The 18,578-nt window shown below is 35.8% G+C and carries 21 protein-coding genes; 7 read left to right on the forward strand and 14 right to left on the reverse strand.

Translation table 11 applies throughout. The features are described 5' to 3' along the window. Window positions 1-10: 10 nt before the first annotated feature. The 9 genes from M0G43_RS12940 to M0G43_RS12980 form a co-directional block, all read right to left on the reverse strand. Window positions 11-670, reverse strand: coding sequence for a DUF1361 domain-containing protein (locus M0G43_RS12940; protein WP_248027009.1), 660 nt, complete (start codon window positions 668-670; stop codon window positions 11-13). Next, window positions 657-1,034 (reverse strand): DUF2809 domain-containing protein, encoded by a 378-nt coding sequence (locus M0G43_RS12945; protein WP_248027010.1) that lies wholly within the window; start codon window positions 1,032-1,034, stop codon window positions 657-659. The genes M0G43_RS12940 and M0G43_RS12945 overlap by 14 nt, the downstream gene beginning before the upstream one ends. Beyond that, complete coding sequence (locus M0G43_RS12950) at window positions 1,034-1,663, reverse strand: vancomycin high temperature exclusion protein (protein WP_248027011.1); 630 nt, start codon at window positions 1,661-1,663, stop codon at window positions 1,034-1,036. Before M0G43_RS12950 ends, M0G43_RS12945 begins: the two co-directional genes overlap by 1 nt. An 82-nt stretch (window positions 1,664-1,745) precedes the next feature. Continuing rightward, on the reverse strand, window positions 1,746-2,243 hold the full coding sequence (locus tag M0G43_RS12955; protein WP_248027012.1) for a ubiquinone biosynthesis protein COQ4: 498 nt from the start codon (window positions 2,241-2,243) through the stop codon (window positions 1,746-1,748). Next, on the reverse strand, window positions 2,230-2,613 hold the full coding sequence (locus M0G43_RS12960; protein ID WP_248027013.1) for a hypothetical protein: 384 nt from the start codon (window positions 2,611-2,613) through the stop codon (window positions 2,230-2,232). The genes M0G43_RS12955 and M0G43_RS12960 overlap by 14 nt, the downstream gene beginning before the upstream one ends. Beyond that, the gene (locus M0G43_RS12965) at window positions 2,597-4,003 is read right to left on the reverse strand and encodes a DUF4173 domain-containing protein (protein ID WP_248027014.1); all 1,407 of its coding nucleotides are present in this window, start codon (window positions 4,001-4,003) and stop codon (window positions 2,597-2,599) included. The genes M0G43_RS12960 and M0G43_RS12965 overlap by 17 nt, the downstream gene beginning before the upstream one ends. A 74-nt stretch (window positions 4,004-4,077) precedes the next feature. Next, on the reverse strand, window positions 4,078-4,836 hold the full coding sequence (locus M0G43_RS12970) for an oxygenase MpaB family protein (RefSeq protein WP_248027015.1): 759 nt from the start codon (window positions 4,834-4,836) through the stop codon (window positions 4,078-4,080). A 3-nt stretch (window positions 4,837-4,839) separates the two neighbouring features. Then, entirely contained in the window at window positions 4,840-5,136 is a 297-nt protein-coding gene (locus M0G43_RS12975) for a winged helix-turn-helix domain-containing protein (protein WP_248027017.1), read from the reverse strand. An 88-nt stretch (window positions 5,137-5,224) separates the two neighbouring features. Then, window positions 5,225-5,839, reverse strand: a complete 615-nt coding sequence (locus M0G43_RS12980; RefSeq protein ID WP_248027019.1) for a hypothetical protein — start codon at window positions 5,837-5,839, stop codon at window positions 5,225-5,227. 200 nt (window positions 5,840-6,039) lie between these two features. On the opposite strand from M0G43_RS12980, the gene M0G43_RS12985 reads away from it, so the two are divergent. After that, entirely contained in the window at window positions 6,040-6,399 is a 360-nt protein-coding gene (locus M0G43_RS12985; protein WP_248027021.1) for a DUF1801 domain-containing protein, read from the forward strand. Here M0G43_RS12985 and M0G43_RS12990 read toward each other — a convergent pair whose 3' ends face one another. Genes M0G43_RS12990 through M0G43_RS13000 form a run of 3 tightly spaced genes read right to left on the reverse strand, consistent with a single transcriptional unit; the run spans window position 6,400 to window position 8,133 of the window. Beyond that, a complete protein-coding gene (locus M0G43_RS12990) occupies window positions 6,400-6,867 on the reverse strand; it encodes a GNAT family N-acetyltransferase (RefSeq protein WP_248027023.1) in 468 nt (155 codons plus the stop codon). A gap of 52 nt (window positions 6,868-6,919) precedes the next feature. After that, entirely contained in the window at window positions 6,920-7,741 is an 822-nt protein-coding gene (kdsA, locus tag M0G43_RS12995; protein WP_248027025.1) for a 3-deoxy-8-phosphooctulonate synthase, read from the reverse strand. 32 nt (window positions 7,742-7,773) lie between these two features. Further along, on the reverse strand, window positions 7,774-8,133 hold the full coding sequence (locus tag M0G43_RS13000; RefSeq protein ID WP_248027027.1) for a hypothetical protein: 360 nt from the start codon (window positions 8,131-8,133) through the stop codon (window positions 7,774-7,776). Window positions 8,134-8,434: 301 nt separating this feature from the next. On the opposite strand from M0G43_RS13000, the gene typA reads away from it, so the two are divergent. Both typA and M0G43_RS13010 read left to right on the forward strand, forming a co-directional pair. Then, the gene (gene typA, locus M0G43_RS13005; RefSeq protein WP_248027029.1) at window positions 8,435-10,234 is read left to right on the forward strand and encodes a translational GTPase TypA; all 1,800 of its coding nucleotides are present in this window, start codon (window positions 8,435-8,437) and stop codon (window positions 10,232-10,234) included. 115 nt (window positions 10,235-10,349) lie between these two features. Next, window positions 10,350-11,276 carry a hypothetical protein gene (locus M0G43_RS13010; protein ID WP_248027032.1) on the forward strand — a complete coding sequence of 309 codons (927 nt, stop codon included), beginning with the start codon at window positions 10,350-10,352 and terminating at the stop codon, window positions 11,274-11,276. A gap of 17 nt (window positions 11,277-11,293) precedes the next feature. Here M0G43_RS13010 and M0G43_RS13015 read toward each other — a convergent pair whose 3' ends face one another. Together M0G43_RS13015 and M0G43_RS13020 are read right to left on the reverse strand one after the other, a co-directional pair. Beyond that, a complete protein-coding gene (locus M0G43_RS13015; protein WP_248027034.1) occupies window positions 11,294-12,448 on the reverse strand; it encodes a glycosyltransferase family 2 protein in 1,155 nt (384 codons plus the stop codon). Then, window positions 12,432-13,739: a hypothetical protein gene (locus M0G43_RS13020; protein WP_248027035.1), complete on the reverse strand. Its 1,308-nt coding sequence runs from the start codon at window positions 13,737-13,739 to the stop codon at window positions 12,432-12,434. Before M0G43_RS13020 ends, M0G43_RS13015 begins: the two co-directional genes overlap by 17 nt. A 119-nt stretch (window positions 13,740-13,858) precedes the next feature. Between M0G43_RS13020 and M0G43_RS13025 the strand changes: the two genes are divergently transcribed. Genes M0G43_RS13025 through M0G43_RS13040 form a run of 4 tightly spaced genes read left to right on the forward strand, consistent with a single transcriptional unit; the run spans window position 13,859 to window position 18,578 of the window. Then, window positions 13,859-14,839, forward strand: a complete 981-nt coding sequence (locus tag M0G43_RS13025; RefSeq protein ID WP_248027037.1) for a GNAT family N-acetyltransferase — start codon at window positions 13,859-13,861, stop codon at window positions 14,837-14,839. Continuing rightward, window positions 14,836-15,936 carry a DegT/DnrJ/EryC1/StrS family aminotransferase gene (locus M0G43_RS13030; protein ID WP_248027038.1) on the forward strand — a complete coding sequence of 367 codons (1,101 nt, stop codon included), beginning with the start codon at window positions 14,836-14,838 and terminating at the stop codon, window positions 15,934-15,936. The genes M0G43_RS13025 and M0G43_RS13030 overlap by 4 nt, the downstream gene beginning before the upstream one ends. After that, on the forward strand, window positions 15,937-17,244 hold the full coding sequence (locus M0G43_RS13035; protein ID WP_248027040.1) for an O-antigen translocase: 1,308 nt from the start codon (window positions 15,937-15,939) through the stop codon (window positions 17,242-17,244). It begins immediately after the preceding gene. A gap of 38 nt (window positions 17,245-17,282) precedes the next feature. Next, window positions 17,283-18,578, forward strand: a complete 1,296-nt coding sequence (locus M0G43_RS13040; protein ID WP_248027043.1) for an O-antigen translocase — start codon at window positions 17,283-17,285, stop codon at window positions 18,576-18,578.

Below are 18,578 nucleotides of genomic sequence, written 5' to 3' on the forward strand. Positions count from 1 at the left end.
TATGAAAGATTTAAAAATTGGTTTTTAACGATTTTATCATCCCAAACCCAACGTACAAAAATGCACCAAAGGTCAGGGTAAATACCCAAGCTTGCATATGCTGTGTTGGGTGAATGGCAATGTCTATGATATCAGTAAATAATTGTGATGGATGCTGAATGATTTCCCACGAATTGTAGCGAAGAAATCTGCCTAAATACATTCCAAAGCCTGTCAAAAAGATGACAAAGCACATCAATATAAACAGCCATCTTTTGGAAACATAATTTTTCAAAATCTCCTCCATATCCATCAACGATTGAAAGAATACTATCAATCCGTTGAAAGCGAATGAGGTCACAACCAAAACATCCAGCCACATCAAATAATGCTCACTGGAACGCAAATGCAAAAGGTCGGTCACGATATATGGTGCATTCGGTAGAAACAACAACCAAATTCCAAACCACGCCATCAAAACAAATTTGTTGAGATGTTCTTTCTCTCTTAAATAGGTGGTGATAACGAATGGAATGACTGCCAAAAACAGATTCCACACCAGAAACAGAAAGAAGAACGATTGGTTCAGTTTCATTCTGATTGCGAGTAATACAAGGCTCAAGGTCATCGACAGCATCAGCATCGACAGGAGTTTGTAGCGTGTAAGGATGATATTTTTAACGTGTTCCATAGTTTTTAAAGATAAATTCAACAAGTAATACAAAAAGGATTCCCAAGGTATAGGCTACCAAATCCGAGATATGAAAAGTACTTCCAAAGATGATTTTGGCAATGTGATTGTTCTCAAGATTGAAATACTTCAGGAAGTTGGTAAGCTGCAAAAATTCAATAGCGAATGAAAAAATTAAAACTCCAATGGCAACCACCATCGGCTTCAAATCAAAAAAGCTTTTGACAAAACAATACATCAAAATAACTACCAAAAAGTCGCCAAACGTATGTCTGATAAAACCACCTTTTAGGTAAATGGCAATGAGTGCTTCGGTTATGAGAAGCAGCACAAAAAGAATAAAATAGGTCTTATTGAACTTCATTAGTCGATGATTATTTTTTCGCCCAAAAACTTTGGTTTGGTGTTGATAACGACGTCTATGGAAGCATTGGCACGCGCCAAATATTCCCTCAATTGGGTTTTAAGTCCATAAGCGCCTGGCACGTCCTTGGCATTAAAGGCCACAGCGTCGATGCCATAGTGCTCTGCCAGGTAAATGGCACGTTCGTTATGGAACTTTTGCGAGATAATGGTAATGGAATTCTGCCCAAAAATCTCCTTGGCTCGAATGACGGAATCCAAGGTCCTGAATCCGGCGTAATCAAGAAAAATTTTCTCTTCGGGAATGCCTCTTTCGATGAGGTCATTCTTAAAATCGGAAGGTTCATCATAACTTTTGGAACCATTGTCACCACTGATGAGCACAAAATCAATCTTACCTGCTTCGTACAGGGCCACAGCAGCATTGATACGATACGTGTAGTATAGATTGGTCTGTCCGTTGCTCAACGATTTGATGGTTCCCAACACCAAGCCAACCTTGTTTTTAGGAATCTGTTCGATAGTATCAAAGGTTTTCCCGTTTGCCTTGTGTGCAATCCATTTACTGGTAATGACGGTGGAGATGGTCAAAAACACCAAGATGAGCGTTATTATTTTTATATATTTCATTTGATAATATTTATTTTTTTTGGACAAATGCAATTCGCCAATTAATCTGTTTTAGGACTTGAAGAATTTGAGATGGCTCATTTCATATAAATTTTATATCTAAAACACGCTTTTGTGCTGATGAAAATATAGCACTTCTAAAGTCGTGTATATTCACATTTAACAATTTTTTGTAATCAAAATGATGAAATGGATGGGCATTCTTCCCAATGTGATACGAGCGATAATAATAACGCCAATAGTCAGGCAAAATAAATATGCCCAAAATCATCGCGCCATAGAGATACAGACTGCGTTTACCATTGCCAAAACAAAGGCATTGCAGCGCAATTTCGTCTTCCACATTCGTTCCGTAGCCCGTTAAAGTATGATAGGCATCGTGTCGCTCTACCTTCGGAATGAGTTCAAAACCATTCTTATGTAAAAATTCACCCAAGTGCCGTCCCAAAGTGTCGGTTGGGTAGGTGAGGAGTTCATTGGTGGTAACACCCCAAGCCTCGTGATTCTTGAACATATTGGTGTACACTTTTTGAGATTTGTCAAAAAGCCATTCGATGAGTTGTTTTCTATACTGTTTCATCGGCAGATTCTTTGGCAAACCAAATCCAGGATTGCATCGTGGTGAAAAAAGCGGCTACAAAAAATCCTATCAAAAAGGTTTCATTAGTATTCTCATAAATGCCATAGGCGCAAAGAGCAAAACAGACAATACTGTAGTACGGATAAAAGCGCTGAAAGACCTGTCTTTTGCTGAAATGTTTAGTTTCTCCAAAAAAGTAAAAGGGACAAATGGTCAATAGGATTGTGCCGGTGCAACACACAAAAACAGGAATGTATGAGATGAACATAAACGCCATCATATTGATATGAAATCCATCGGTCATACCAATCACCCAAAAGATGCCAGTTGCCAATAAAGATGATTTTGCTAAATTACTTGGTATCTTCATAGCTCTTGATGTCTGTTTTTAGTTTGAAATTGTCATAGCTCAATTCTTGCCAATTGCTTTGTTCCAAGACAGATACATAGTTGCTGTATTTAAGGTCAATCCGCGCACCTTGATTGGATTTCAAAACCATTCGGTCTTTTTTCTGATGAAGAATAAAGGCATTGTTGTTTGATAATTCAATCAAATAGTTCACATCAAGCGAATCGGCATTTTTGATGTTGTAATTGGTGATGAACGCATCCCAATCCACCACACTACAAAGCACTAATAGCATAAATGCAACACTCACATTTTTACGGAACAAAAACCAGAGATTTTTGATTTGATAAACCTTCAGGAAGGTTGTTGTCAACCCGATAAAGGTCATAAAGAGATAGACATACACACCAATGCGTTTGTAGGTGAGTCCAAAAGCATCAATGTACTGCGCGTTTTTGACAATGATGAGCAGCACCAAAAAGGCATTAAGGAAAATCCATAGATAGGAAAGGTTTTTAAGGGTTTTGTTCTCATCAAAGAAATTGAGATTTCCCCTGAAAAAATACAGAATGATGATGATGGCAAAAATGATGGAAGCAATCAGCGCATTGATGCCATTGTGTACCTGATTGGACAATACGGAAGCAGCAAAATTGGTATTGGAAAGCAAAAAAGCAATGTCTGAAATAATGTAAAGCACAATGAGTGTATTCAACAACGCCAACACAACAGTGCCCAATTGTTTTTCCTTTTTAAGATTGTCTTCATTCAGTGGCTCAAGCGGTTTCAATTGATTTTCAGTAGCCAAATCAGAATCTGTAGCAGGTTGTACCTTCACAGGAACAATGATATTGCTGAACAAATAGTAACCTAGCAAACAGAACAAAATCCATTGAAAATTGATAAAATCAAAATTGATGGCAGCAACTTTCTCTTCAAAAAATGGATTGCCATCTTTGTACAACAACACAAACAGAATGACCACAACCAATGGAATCACAATGATTTTTATCAAATGCAAGACATCAACATCTTCGTTCCAAGGCTTTTTGTTTTCCGATTTATCTTCAAAATTTCTATGGAAAGTGCCAGCAATACTGGAGTAAATGCCATTCAACCATTTCACATAAACAGAAGATGTGGCTTCGGAAAATGAGCCCACAAGCGTGAAAAACACAGCGCAATTGGCAATAATAGAAAGCAATGAATGATTGAAAAAGACCAAAATGGCTGTTAATAGATATAGTCCCATAACAATAAGCGTTTCTTTCATCCGTAATTTTGATGGGTTTGAGATGCCTAGAGCCACAAGGGTAACCAGACTGAAAACAGTCAGGTTTAGCCCAATATGTTGGTCATAAAACAATGTGCTGAATAGCATAGAAGCGATGATGGTGATGATAATCTTCATAATAAATGATTTAAAGTACTTTGTATTTCAAAGTTGATTGATAAAAAAATATGTGGTTCAAATTGTTGCACTAGTTATGTCTGATTTAAAGCGTGGATATCCTTTTTATATGCTGATGGCAGGAGCAAGGCTTTCACCACAGTATCGATATGGACGAGTCTGCTCAATTTGTATCCAAAAACCAAGGGTTTCAACAATGAGAATTTTCTAAAATTCATCAATTGGTTGACGGTTTTCGGTACAATAAGAATCTGCGATTCAATCAATAATTTGTATCTAACAAATCCCAAATGCTTTCTATACTGTTTGTACAAATCTTTGGTAAAGTCGCCGTTATAGAGGTTGTGTTGAAGATGCGTTTGTCTTGTCTCTTCAAATTCTTCGTAGGTTTTCGGTAAGTCTTTGATGTGCATTCTAGAACCTACTTCATTAAAAACATTCAAAACTTCCTGTTTTTCGTAAGGCTTTAATGGTCGCTCCAAAATCTCATAGGACCTAATCGAGTAATCAATCAGCATAAACAGCACATCTTTGTAAGCCCAATCTGGTATCGATTGACCACGCTTTTTCTCCACACCAGAATGAATGGAATTAATCATCTCGATGGCTTGAAACGCCTCTTGCTTTTCTGCAAATACAATCCTTCTAGCATAAGTAACCGTTGAGAACAATCGTCCCAATGGGTCGTTCGGTAGTTTGTTGGTAAAATACAACCAATCCACTGCCTTGTTAAGTGCAAATTCGGAAGATGCACCAGCAAATACCAAAAGGATGGTGTCGCTATTGCCCCAAATTTCTCTCACAATTGAGTTTTTATCTACAAAGTAATCCATAGTTTATTGGTCTCTATTAATCAATTTTTCAAGTGCATCAATGTGCTTTTTAAATTCAGTTTCACCCAGTTTTGTCGTGCTGTACCGTGTGTTTGGTTTCCGTCCGATGAATTGTTTTTCAACATTGATATATTCAGCTTGTTCCAAAGCTTTGGTATGGCTTGCCAAGTTGCCATCGGTCACATCCAAAAGCTCCTTGAGCGTATTAAAATCAGCATATTCGTTCACCATCAGCACAGACATAATGCCCAATCGAATTCGGTGGTCAAATACTTTATTTATATTATTGATGATACTCACTTCTTTGCTTTAAAGTTTGTGTGGTTTCAGTGTTTTAAAATGTTCATATACAAATAAAAAATAGCTGCTGACTGCCACTGGACACTGCTCACTGTTTTTTAACATCATATTTAAAATGCATCCAAGTGCCATAAATAATATGCATAATTCCAAAACCTACCACCCAGAACCAAAACCCAAGTCCCGGTAACAAAGCGGCTCCTAAACCTAAAGCAATTTCAACAAACCCAAGATATTGAATGTCGCCAATACTATATTTGGACGCATTGATGAGCGCCAATCCATAAAAAATCAGCATCAGAGCAGCGGTTTGGCCATATTTATATTGATTAAGTATAATCAAGATATAAATACCACCAGCAACCAAGGGAATCAAGAAATTAATGACTAAACGCCGTGAGGTGGCATCCCAAATTTTGGCGCCGTGTTTTTTTGCCTTTTGAGTGGTCATTATGATGCCTGTGACGGCACTCAAAAAAGCAATCAAGAACAAATCAAGAAGAATCAAATTAAAGACCGTTCCGTCCAAAATAAGATAATCCCTTCCTGAATTGGACACCAGCCAATAGGCATAAGTTGCACCTATTAAAGCATAAATTCCTGCCAGAACACCAGACAATCCGCTCAATGAAATAAATCGGGAAGATTTATTCATCATATTTTTGATTTCGCTGATGTCTTTCAAATAGTCTTTAGATTCCATATTAAAGTACTTTGAAATACAAAGTAAAGTTATTTTGTTGATGTAAGCAAGATAAAAGTTTGTTAAATTTGTGATGCTAGATGATGGATGACGGATGACGGATGACGGATGACTGAAGACTGAAGACAGCGACTGCGACTGTCAACTGAAGGCTACGAAATTTAAACTCTGAATATTGAATCCTAAACTTTGAACTCATTGTGAATCCCGCAGAAGAATATATTTTCAATCAACCAGAACCCTATAAATCGATAATGCTTAATTTACAGCTATTGATTGAGCACACCTTTCCGAAGATGGTGATGAAATATAAATGGAGAATACCTTGTTTTTATCTGGATAATCGGCCAATCTGCTTTCTCAATCAAAGTAAAGACTATGTGGACGTGGCGTTTTGGCACGCTTCACACGTGGTCAAGCACGCAGGGCAATTGGTTTCTGAAAATAGGAAGAAAATAAAATCCTTGAGATATAGAAGTGTAGAGGACATTGATGATGCCGTTTTCATCAATGTTTTAAGAGAGGTTGAATATATCAAAAACACTTCTTTTTTAAAGTGATTACAGCTGCTTCGACACCAAATAATTCTCGAAGTTTATACCTTTTATATTTTTGATTTGCTTCTTTTCAACATCATAATATTGATTTTCAAAAAAGGGAAGCGCAGTGATACTCACATCAGATTTGATGACTTCATAACCATTATCAATGACCTGTGATTCGATGATGCGCATCAAATGGGTAGCGATGCCACGTCGTTGAAAATCCTTATGTATAAACAATCCGTCGAAATAATATCCTTTGGTGAGATATGCAAAACCCACAATGTCGTCCTTATGTTCCGCGACAATGAAATAAGCATTTTTAATTCTTTCTGTCCATTTTTCAACATCATTCGCTCCAGTAGCCCAAACATTCACTTGTTTGTCGGAGTAATCTCGCGAATTGATATGAATGATGGTATCCCTAAAAATGGAGGTGATATATGGAATATCTTCTAAAGTAGCCTGTCGAATATTTAAATCCATTGAAATTGAAATCGAAATTAAACTTGAAACTGAAAACTGCGACTATAACTGTTTAATGTAAGCCGTTGATGGTTCTACGTATCGCAACCAAATTGGTCATTAATTTTTCCAAATAGTCCAGATGAAGCATATTGGCACCATCACTTTTGGCATTTGCTGGGTCAAAATGCGTTTCGATAAACAAGCCGTCTACATTGTTGACCACACCAGCTCGTGCGATAGTTTCAATCATATCTGGTCGTCCGCCTGTTACGCCAGAACTTTGATTGGGTTGCTGAAGCGAATGTGTGACGTCCAAGACGGTCGGAGCATATTGACGCATTGTTGGAATGCCTCTAAAATCCACAATCATATCCTGATAGCCAAACATTGTGCCTCTATCCGTAATCCAAGCTTTTTGATTGCCTGTATCCTTCACTTTTTGCACAGCGTGTTTCATTGCTTCCGGACTCATAAATTGTCCTTTCTTCAAATTGACCACTTTACCGGTTTCGGCAGCTGCCACTACCAAATCCGTCTGACGTACCAAAAACGCAGGTATCTGCAATACATCTACATATTCCGCAGCCATTGTGGCATCAGAAATTTCGTGAATATCGGTAACAGTTGGAATGTCAAAAGTTTGCGATACTTTCTGAAGAATTTTTAAAGCTTTTTCATCACCAATGCCTGTAAAGCTATCTATCCGACTTCTGTTTGCCTTTTTGAAACTTCCTTTAAAAACATAAGGAATTTCCAGTTTGTCAGTGATGTTGACCACTTTTTCTGCAATTCGAAGCGCCATTTCTTCTCCTTCAATAGCGCAAGGTCCTGCAAGTAGAAAGAAATTATTAGAATTTTTATGCTTGATTTTTGGAACGTCGTTCAATCTCATTGGCTTTAATTTAGGCCACAAAGATAATCAATTTAGAAGACCTTTTTGATACTGTTGCGTATCATCCATAAAGCCATCACAAAGTTTCCAATGACAAAAAATCCACCTAAAATCAAGAAACGTTTTGTCTCATAAGACAGACTAACAATATTCAACACATCAGATAAATATGCCAAAATCATATAGGATGAAAGACATACGAATATGATTCCTAATGAGAAGTTCAATTTTTCGTTGGGCCTTATCAATTGCCATAAAAATGGAATTCCGAACAATAAAATCGGATAGGCTGTGATTCCATTACTTCTATTGACATCTGTGAACCAATAAATGATCACTGCCAAAAAATAAAGGTATGGAATGAATTTAGAGTATCTGCTTATCGTTTGCATCTGTAAAAATTAAAAGTTACAAATGTAAAATCGCCAATAAAAGCGGTTGGTGTGGGTAATTATGGCTATTTACTATTAATCAATTTAAAAACGAAAGTTACTCACATAAATTGCTAAATCAAATGAATATAACAGAACATTAACTAAATGTGTCAGCTTTTACTGATTGTTAAATTTAATTTTAGTATATTGATTATCAGTAATTTAAATATAAATTTTATTCAAAGAATAAATCTACGTTAAGTTGCTTATTTACAAGCTAATTTAACGTACCTTTGCACGCTTAAAATAAGGCATCATTATGGCTAATATCAAAAACATCGCAATCATTGCCCACGTTGACCACGGTAAAACTACTTTGGTTGACAAAATTATGTACCATTGTCAACTGTTTCGCGACAATGAAAACACAGGTGATTTAATTCTTGACAATAACGATTTGGAACGTGAAAGAGGTATCACCATTACTTCTAAAAACGTTTCAGTTGTTTACAAAGACACAAAAATCAACATCATTGATACGCCTGGTCACGCGGATTTTGGAGGTGAGGTAGAGCGTGTTCTGAATATGGCAGATGGTGTGTTGCTATTGGTGGATGCTTTTGAAGGACCAATGCCACAAACCCGTTTTGTACTTGGTAAAGCCATCGATTTAGGTTTGAAACCTTGTGTGGTCATCAATAAAGTCGATAAAGAAAACTGTACACCGGAAGAAGTGCACGAGGCCGTTTTTGACCTGATGTTTGAATTGGGTGCTGAAGAGTGGCAGTTGGATTTTCCAACCGTGTATGGCTCTGCCAAACAGAACTGGATGAGTGACGATTGGAAACAGAAAACCGAAAATATCGAACCATTGCTTGATATGGTTGTGGAGCATATTCCGTCGCCAAAAATTGAGGAAGGAACAACTCAAATGTTGATTACATCTTTGGACTTCTCCTCATTTACAGGTCGAATTGCCATTGGTCGTTTGCAAAGAGGTGTCCTAAAATCAGGTATGAACATTTCGCTTGTAAAACGCGATGGACGAATCGTAAAATCAAAAATCAAGGAGTTGTACGTATTTGAAGGTCTCGGACGTAAAAAAGTAGATGAGGTGCAAGCTGGAGATATTTGTGCTTTGGTAGGTCTGGAAGGTTTTGATATTGGAGATACTATTGCCGATTACGAAAATCCTGAAGGTTTGAAAACTATTGCCATTGATGAGCCGACAATGAGTATGTTGTTCACTATCAATGATTCGCCATTCTTCGGAAAAGATGGAAAATTTGTGACCTCTAGACATATCAAAGAGCGTTTAACGAAAGAACTTGAGAAAAACTTGGCTCTTCGTATGCAGGAAACGGACAGTGCTGATAAGTTTATGGTCTTTGGTCGTGGTGTATTGCATTTGTCAGTTTTGATTGAAACAATGCGTCGTGAAGGTTACGAACTTCAAATAGGTCAGCCACAAGTGATCATTAAGGAAATTGATGGTGTCAAATGTGAGCCTGTTGAAGAAATGACCATTGATTTGCCAGAGGATGTATCAGGAAAAGCGATTGAAATGGTTTCTGTTCGCAAAGGTGAAATGGTAAGTATGGAGGCCAAGGGAGATAGAATGGTGTGTAAATTCATCATTCCTTCAAGAGGTATCATCGGTTTAAGAAACAATTTGTTGACTGCAACTGCTGGTGAAGCCATTATGACACACCGTTTCAAAGAATATCAACCTATGAAAGGCGGAATTCCTGAAAGACAAAATGGTTCTTTGGTATCTATGGAAAAAGGTCAAGCCATTCCATATTCCATTGATAAATTACAAGAAAGAGGAAAATTCTTTATCGACCCAGGAGAAGACATTTATGAAGGTCAGGTGATTGGAGAAAACTCTAGAGGAGACGATATGGTAGTGAACGTTACGAAGACCAAAAAATTGAGTAACGTACGTTCCTCTGGAGCTGACGATAAGGCAAGAATTGTACCTGCTATCAAATTTTCTCTAGAAGAAGCATTGGAGTACATCCAAAAAGATGAATATGTTGAGGTGACTCCAAACCATTTGCGTTTGCGTAAAATTCTCTTAACGGAAGTTGAGCGTAAGAGAGGAAAAGCGATTTAACTTATTTTAGAAAGTCAAAAAAACAAAGCTCCTTATTATTTGGGAGCTTTGTTTTTTATATAAATTTTTCAAAAAGTAAAAGCTTCAATAGTATATTTGTCTACAAATCTTGTAGATGAGAAAATTTTGTAAAGTTTTATTTCTTTTCGTATTGCCGATTTTTATAATTGGCATCGTTTTAGAAATTTCTTTGCGGAACATTCCCAATTGTTATTCAAAAAAGTCAGTGTATCTCGAGAAGAACTCGAATTCTATTGAAACATTGATTTTAGGAAATTCGCACTCGTATTATGGCTTAAACCCTCAATATATTGATGGTAAAACATATAATGCTGCTTTTGTTTCACAAACATTGGACATAGATTATCAATTTTTAAAACATTATGAGAATAGTTTAGATAGTCTTGAATTTGTCATCTTAAGACTATCTTATTTTTCTTTGTTTGAGCAGTTGGGAAAAACAGACGAAGATTGGCGGATTTCTTATTACAATATCTTTACAGAGATAAATTTAGATAACACCTTAAAGCATCAACTGCATATGATGAGTGTCAAACTAAAAACCAATTTGTCGCTGGTTTCTGATTTCTATCTAAAGGATATTGATAAGGTTTATTGTGATAACCTAGGTTTTGGGAATATCTCGTCATTTATGGGAAATATGACCATGACGTTAGATGAAGCTGGTCTAGCTGCCGCAAAAAAGCATACGATTGATGATCATTCCCTAATGGATGAGAATGTGAGTACTCTTGAAAGAATAATTGAATTTTGTCAAAAAAAAGATATTAAAGTGATTTTGTTTACTCCACCAGCTTATAAAGGTTATTATCAAAATTTGGAAGAAAAACAGCTTGCCCTTACAATTAAAACGGGACAACGTATGCAGCAAATCTATTCAAATGTGAAATATTTCAATCTCTTAAAAAGTGATGAATTTGCGACTGCAGATTTTTTTGATGGTGATCATCTAAATGAACAAGGTGCTAAAAAATTATCTCTTTTAATGGACTCAATTCTAAAATCAAATGGGAATAATTGAGTGTTTTTAAATTCTGATTAGCTTCTTTTAAGCCCAAGAATACTGAAGAAAAAACTGAATAATATAATTTGGATTCCAATGAGGATTGTGAATACAGATGGAATAATTACTCTGAACACTTCTGTGGGTTGAAGATTACCAAATTCAGATTCCTTCCATATATTCAGGCTGTAAAAACTCAATATCAGCCCTAAAATCAGGATTATTCCGCCTACAATCAAACCTTTTTCTAAATTGATTAAACGGAATAGCCTTGAATATCTGTCACTCATTGGCAATAAGTCATTTTCAACGGCATATATTTTAGTCAAACCATAAAACACAATAAATTGAAATCCAATAAAGAATAGGCTTGAAGAATAGAGCAACGTATGAATGTCAAAAATAAGTCCGTTAATATGAATTGGCTGCATAATTAAAACACCAGAAATTGATAATCCAAACAGCATCATTACAATTGCTGGATAGAGAAATAACCAATTGGGAGCATAAAGCAATAAAAAACGTAAATGCCTCCAGCCATCACTCCAGGTTTTTAGATGTGGTTTTCTGCTTCTGCCATCTGGTGAAAGTGTTGTTGGTACTTCGGTGATTTTTAGGTTCTTTAATTTTGATTTTACGATCATTTCTGAAGCAAATTCCATTCCGGTAGTCTTGAGATTCATTTGTTGATAGGCTTCTTTGGAAAAACCTCTTAAACCACAATGGAAATCTCCAATATCTATTCTAAAAAAAAGTCGTCCTAAAAACGAAAGGACAGGGTTGCCAAGATATTTGTGCAAAAACGGCATTGCACCTGCTTTGATTCCACCTTTAAACCGGTTGCCCATTACCAAATCATTACCTTCTCTCAATCTATCGAGAAAAGGTTTTAAAGCCGTAAAATCGTAACTATCATCCGCATCAGCCATGATGATGTAGCGTCCATTTGCTGCTTCAATACCTCCTTTTAAAGCGCTTCCATAACCCTTTTCAAAAACCTTTATCAACTTTGCGCCATTGGCTTCTGCAATGAGTTGTGAACCATCTATACTGCCATTGTCAGCAATTATGATTTCACCTTCAACATTATGGTTTGTTAAAAACTTTTGAGCCTTTTGAATGCAAATTTCCAATGTCTCTGCTTCATTGAGACAAGGCATTACAATGGATAATTCAATTTGTTTTTCCATATCTGAAGGCATTAATGATTAGAATTCCTATCAAAACCATTGAAATATAATTATAAAAAAGATATCTCATGATAGAATGGCACGCCAGGCTCACGATTAGGGCATTTGATATAGTTAAAGCTGAAAGTAAGAATAATAAGCTGTTTTGCTTTGAATAGTTAACAATAGTTTTATATCCACTGAAAAAAAGTATGACAATCAATACTATCAAAACTACAACTGATTTGAATCCATGTATCAGGTTTTCATAATATAGAAGAGCAAATTCCTTACAACGTTGTTTCAATATCGTTTTAAATACAGTTTTGCAAAAAAGCTCTGACTGCCATAAACCATAAACAGAAGCTGCTTTTATATCATTCCCAGAGGATATCGATTTTTCTGAATAGTATTCAACACTGGTGTCATGTACCGTTTGGTTACAAATTTTCGCAAAGTTGTCATGAAAGAAATTGTAATATTCTTCAAAAGAGCCTTGTGGTCGATTTGACATGAGTAATCCTTTTTCACTCAATTGATTGTGGCATATTTCAAAGACTTGTTGATGCTCTTCATCATTTATTAAATTGGCATCACTCTTATAAGATATATAGAAAGTCGCTGCCGAGACATTTACGTAAGTGAAAGGTGTAGAGATAAAGAGCCCATCTTTGATTTTATGATAAGTTCTATCGGTTACATTTAAAATGAATGGAAACGCACATACGAAAACAAACTTTAGCAAATGCTGCTTTTTCAGGAAGTGTTTGCGATGCTTAAAAAAATACAGAAACCCGATTATAATAGGTGTAGGCATAAATTGACCTCTGGTGAGATTTAATGCCATATAAATCACAAATAACAGAATCAAAGAATATTTCTTTTCAGTATAAAGAAAATCAAAAGTGAATGTCAGAAACAATAAATAAAGTGGATAACTCAATCCTTCTGAACAAATGTTATTTGCTACCAATAATGGAGGGAAAAATGGAAAGAGTAATAATGCCAACACTGCCAATTTAATTAATAAATGTAGAGAAATAACCTTGGACAAACCTCTCATAAAAAAATGAACAGCATACAAACCAAAAATCAGTTGTGCACCAACTATTAAAGTTGCAAAATAATTAGGAGAAAGAAACTCAAAAACCTTAACGAAAATAACATAACCAGGAGTTCTTTGAGGCATGGCATTCAAATAGCTGTAGGTGTCGGGAGAGAATATGGGTTCTTGCAATATGAAAAACACAAACACTAAAGCATAGCAAATGTATTCTATGGTTTTTTCAATATTGATTTTGGAGAGATTCAATAGCTTTTGTTATACTGGTTAAATATAGAATATTAGACGCAAATCACCCTTGAAACACAAAAATATTGTATTTTGGACGTCAGATAACCAAACCTTTTGTACTAAACCTTCAGCTGCCTTTGGATACTTTTTCAATTGAAAAATATCAACCAAAACATAAACTCTTGTGGGATAGATTTATAGCTACTTCCAAAAATGCCACATTTCTGTTCAACAGAGATTTTATGGAATATCATCAAGATCGTTTTGAAGATTTTTCTTTATTGGTTTTCAAGGGTGAAAAATTAATGGCTGTTTTGCCTGCCAATCTGGTAGGAAATGAAGTGCACTCTCATCAAGGCTTGAGTTATGGAGGTTTGGCACTTAATGAAGAAACGAGATTACAAGATGTTTCCGAGGGTTTTAAGCAATTATTAAAATTTCTGAATGATTCTGAAATAAAATCATTGCATTTAAAGCTGTTACCAAAGTTTTACAATTCTTATCCGTCTGATGAGATGGATTATTTACTTTTTATCTTAAATGCCAATAATTCTCGAAGAGATATTACTCAAGTAATTGATTTTAGTAAAAGGAGAAAGGTAAGTTCTTCTAACAGGAAAAGAGGTTTACAACGCGCCCTTAAAAATGGATTGACAGTAAAAGAATCGTTTAGCTTTGATGATTTTTGGGATGAGGTGCTGGCTCCAAATTTGCAATCGTCATTTGGTGTCGAGCCTGTTCATAGTTTAGAGGAAATCAATCTACTTCAATCTAAATTCACAAAAAACATCAAGCAGTACAACGTTTATGAAGAATCTTCAATAGTGGCAGGTGTCACCATTTTTGAAACGGAATTTGTTGCTCATGCTCAATATATTTCTGCCAATAAGAAAGGTCAAAAGATAGGAGCTTTGGATTTATTGTTTCATGAGTTGATTGAAAATATTTATAAGGAAAAGCATTTTTTTGATTTTGGAATTTCAAATGAAAACAAGGGCAAAAACATCAACTCTGGACTTCTCTCTTGGAAAGAATCCTTTGGAACCTCACCAATTGTTCATGATTTTTATATTATAGAAACCAAAAATTCTCATTTATTAAATGATGTGTTCAAATGATAAAGTTCCTCGACCTACATAAAGTCAATGTGCGTTTTGAAGCGGAATTTCAAGAAGCCTTCAAGAGGTTTCTGGATTCTGGACATTACATTTTGGGAAATGAACTGACAACTTTTGAAACGAATTTTGCTAATTATTGCGGAACCAATTTTTGCGTTGGAACTGCTAATGGATTGGATGCCCTGGTGTTGATTTTTAAAGCGTATATGGAATTGGGCAAATTACAGCCCAATGATGAGGTGCTTGTACCAGCCAATACTTACATTGCGAGTATTTTATCGATTATTCAAGCAGGACTAAAACCTGTACTGGTAGAGCCAAGCAAGGATACCTTCAATATCAATCCGACGGAAATTAAAAAGCACATAAATCCACAAACCAAAGCGGTTTTGGTTGTTCATCTTTATGGACAGTTGGCAGATATGGACGTTATTAATAAATTGGCCGTCGAACATGATTTGTTGATTATTGAGGATGCCGCTCAAGCGCATGGAGCAGTAGCTTTAAACGGAAAAAAAGCTGGAAATTTAGGTCATGCTGCCGCATTTAGTTTTTATCCTAGCAAGAATTTAGGTTGTCTCGGAGATGGAGGTGCCGCCACTACCAATGATAAATCTTTAGCTGATATCATAAAATCATTGCGAAACTATGGCAGTTCTACAAAATATGTAAATGATAGAATTGGTATCAATAGTCGTTTGGACGAATTGCAAGCTGCATTTTTGAATATCAAATTGAATTCATTGGATGATGATAACGAAAAGCGTCAAGAAAATGCAAAACGATATAGTTCAGAAGTAGATAATGAAAAAATTCGATTGCCGTATTATAAGGGCTCTAAAAATCATGTGTTTCACGCGTTTGTCGTGAGGGTGGAAGATAGAAATGCATTTATCACTTATTTGGATACCAACGGCATTGGATGGTTGATTCATTATCCAATACCTCCTCATCACCAAAAAGCGTTGCCCATGTTCAACGACTTATCTTTTCAAATCACAGAAGAGATTCATCAAACAGTAGTCAGTATTCCAATGAGCCCAGTTATGACAGATGATGAAGTCACTACTGTGATAAACGTTTTAAACAGATACTAATTGGGGAAATTTCAGAAATATATAAACACCAATGTGTTGTTTAATGTGGCGCACTTGAACAAGGCCACTGTTTTGACACGTATAGTTGCTGGAATTCTGACATCTAAAGCCATAGCAATATTCATAGGTGTGGAAGGGATGGCTTTGATAGGAAATCTAAGAAACTTTTTAAGCGCAGTTCAGGCTTCGGCCATTTTGGGGTTTTATAATGGATTGGTCAAGTACATTGCCGAGTTTAAGGAGAACGTTTTGGAATTGAGCAAAACCATTTCCACGGCATTTTATCTTGGGTATGTTTCTACCGTTTTGGTGGCTTTTGTGAGTTATTATAATTCAGATTTCATCAATGATTTTCTCTTTTCTGATAATTACAGTTATGCTTATGTCATTAGAGTAATGGCCGTCGCTTTGCCTTTTTACTCGCTCAACATGTTCTGTTTTGCCATTATGAATGGCTTTTCTAAATACAAAATGCTATTGGTCATCAATATCATTGGTCAACTACTTGGTTTGGGTATAACTCTAGTATTGATTTATCAAAGTAACATCGATGGTGCTTTGGTGGCGGCAGTCCTCACACCATCTTTATTAGTCTTGATGACATTGGTTGCGATTATGAACCAAAGAAGTTTAGTATCTTCGATACAGATTTCCAACGTCAATTTGGAAATACTTAAAAAGTTCGGACCCTTTGCTATAATGGCATTGGTTTCAGCAATAGCAGTGCCTTTGGCGTCTATTGTCATAAGAAACCATATTATAGAAGTTGTTGGCATTAAAGAAGCTGGTTATTGGGAAGCAATGAATCGAATTTCTGACTATTATTTGATGTTTATCATGTCCACAATGACCTTATATTTCTTACCACGTTTTAGTGAACTTGAAAGAAAGTCAGAGTTCAGGAAAGAAATTTTTAATTTCTATAAAACCGTTGTTCCTTATTTTGCTGCTGGTCTCGTGATAATTTATTTTTTACGTTCGTTCATTGTTCCGATTATTTTTTCTGATGAATTTCAGCCTACGGAAAACCTGTTTTTTTGGCAGCTTCTAGGAGATTTTGTCAAAGTTATTTCTGTGGTGATTGCGTATCAATTTATTGCAAAGAGAATGTTTTGGCATTTCATTATTATTGAAATCTTTTTGGTCTGTATGATGTATTTGGCAAGTGTATATCTTATTGATGTTTATGGTGTAAAAGGTGCTGTAATGGGTCATTTTGTAAGCTATCTGTTGTTTTATGGTGTCGTTCTTTTGCTGTTTGGCAGTTCTTTATTTGGAGTTATACAAGAGGAAGAACCGCAAGAGTAAAAATGATATCTTTAGACTTGCAATAACTAAAAACGTCTTTGAAAAGTTTCATTAATCATATCAAATCCAATATCCTTATAAAGATTGCTTCGTTAAATTCAGTTGCAATCGTCATCAGAATCGTCGCTGGTTTTTTGACGTCAAAAGCTATTGCTATTTTTATCGGAACAGAAGGAATGGCGCTCATTGGAAACTTTCGAGATTTTTTGAGTTCTGCACAATCGTTTTCAACTCTAGGGTTTTCCAACGGTATTGTAAAATACGTTTCGGAATTTAAAAACAAAACCGTCGAACTTTCTAAAACTATTTCCACCGTTTTTTACGTTGGCTTGCTGGCAACAATTATCGTGTCTTTCTATTGTTATTTGGACGCCGAGCGTCTGAATCGCTTATTATTTCCATCAGGTAATTATTCGTACGCTATCAAAATACTAGCTGCAGCGCTTCCTTTTTACGCTCTGAATATTTTTCTCATGGCAGTTATCAATGGTTTGTCGCAATTCAAAAAGTTATTGTATATCAATATTATTGCGCAAGTCACGGTAATGATTATTACGCTCTTTTTCATTTGGCAATATCAATTGAAAGGTGCTTTAATAGCAGTTGCCACCGCTGAATCGCTCATTTTTTTCGTGACGCTTTTTGCAGTTTATAATCAAAAACAACTACTTCAATTCATCCGATGGAAATTCGTGAATATTGGTACGCTTAAAAAGCTAGGTTCTTATTCTGTCATGGCGTTATTTACAGCTTTACTACTTCCATTAGTAACTGTGGCTATTAGAAATTACATTATCGACAGTAATACAGTGCATGAGGCAGGACTTTGGGAAGCAATGCGTCGTATTTCTGGTTATTACATGATGTTCATCAGTACTTTGCTTACACTGTATTTACTACCAAGATTTTCTGAAATTAATAGTAAGTCTGAATTCAGGAAGGAAGTATTTGGCTTCTACAAAACTGTCATGCCCATTTTTGGTTTAGGTTTGATTGCAATTTACTTTTTGAGAACGTTTATCATTCGTTTGGTGCTGACAGAAGAATTTGCGGCAACCGAAAGCTTGTTTTTCTGGCAATTGTTGGGTGATTTTATCAAGGTGTTTTCCATTGTCATTGCCTATCAGTTTTTAGCCAAGAACATGTTTTGGTATTATATTTTGTCTGAAGCAGCATCAATTGCTGTGTTATATTTTGCGAGTATCTACTTTATAAATTTATATGGTGTTGAAGGCGCTACCATCGCACATTTTGTAGATTATGTGTTCTATCTGATATTGATGCTCTTAATTTTTAGAAAATCTTTATTCGGAAAATTGGGAAGCAACACATAA

This window comes from Subsaxibacter sp. CAU 1640 (genome assembly GCF_023156585.1).
In the GTDB taxonomy this organism is placed as follows: Bacteria; Bacteroidota; Bacteroidia; order Flavobacteriales; family Flavobacteriaceae; genus JBPOFM01.

Coding starts and splice junctions, on each gene's coding strand:
- M0G43_RS12940 (WP_248027009.1), bottom strand. CDS start 670: ATGGAACACGTTAAAAATATCATCCTTACACGCTACAAACTCCTGTCG.
- M0G43_RS12945 (WP_248027010.1), bottom strand. CDS start 1,034: ATGAAGTTCAATAAGACCTATTTTATTCTTTTTGTGCTGCTTCTCATA.
- M0G43_RS12950 (WP_248027011.1), bottom strand. CDS start 1,663: ATGAAATATATAAAAATAATAACGCTCATCTTGGTGTTTTTGACCATC.
- M0G43_RS12955 (WP_248027012.1), bottom strand. CDS start 2,243: ATGAAACAGTATAGAAAACAACTCATCGAATGGCTTTTTGACAAATCT.
- M0G43_RS12960 (WP_248027013.1), bottom strand. CDS start 2,613: ATGAAGATACCAAGTAATTTAGCAAAATCATCTTTATTGGCAACTGGC.
- M0G43_RS12965 (WP_248027014.1), bottom strand. CDS start 4,003: ATGAAGATTATCATCACCATCATCGCTTCTATGCTATTCAGCACATTG.
- M0G43_RS12970 (WP_248027015.1), bottom strand. CDS start 4,836: ATGGATTACTTTGTAGATAAAAACTCAATTGTGAGAGAAATTTGGGGC.
- M0G43_RS12980 (WP_248027019.1), bottom strand. CDS start 5,839: ATGGAATCTAAAGACTATTTGAAAGACATCAGCGAAATCAAAAATATG.
- M0G43_RS12990 (WP_248027023.1), bottom strand. CDS start 6,867: ATGGATTTAAATATTCGACAGGCTACTTTAGAAGATATTCCATATATC.
- kdsA (WP_248027025.1), bottom strand. CDS start 7,741: ATGAGATTGAACGACGTTCCAAAAATCAAGCATAAAAATTCTAATAAT.
- M0G43_RS13000 (WP_248027027.1), bottom strand. CDS start 8,133: ATGCAAACGATAAGCAGATACTCTAAATTCATTCCATACCTTTATTTT.
- typA (WP_248027029.1), top strand. CDS start 8,435: ATGGCTAATATCAAAAACATCGCAATCATTGCCCACGTTGACCACGGT.
- M0G43_RS13010 (WP_248027032.1), top strand. CDS start 10,350: ATGAGAAAATTTTGTAAAGTTTTATTTCTTTTCGTATTGCCGATTTTT.
- M0G43_RS13015 (WP_248027034.1), bottom strand. CDS start 12,448: ATGGAAAAACAAATTGAATTATCCATTGTAATGCCTTGTCTCAATGAA.
- M0G43_RS13030 (WP_248027038.1), top strand. CDS start 14,836: ATGATAAAGTTCCTCGACCTACATAAAGTCAATGTGCGTTTTGAAGCG.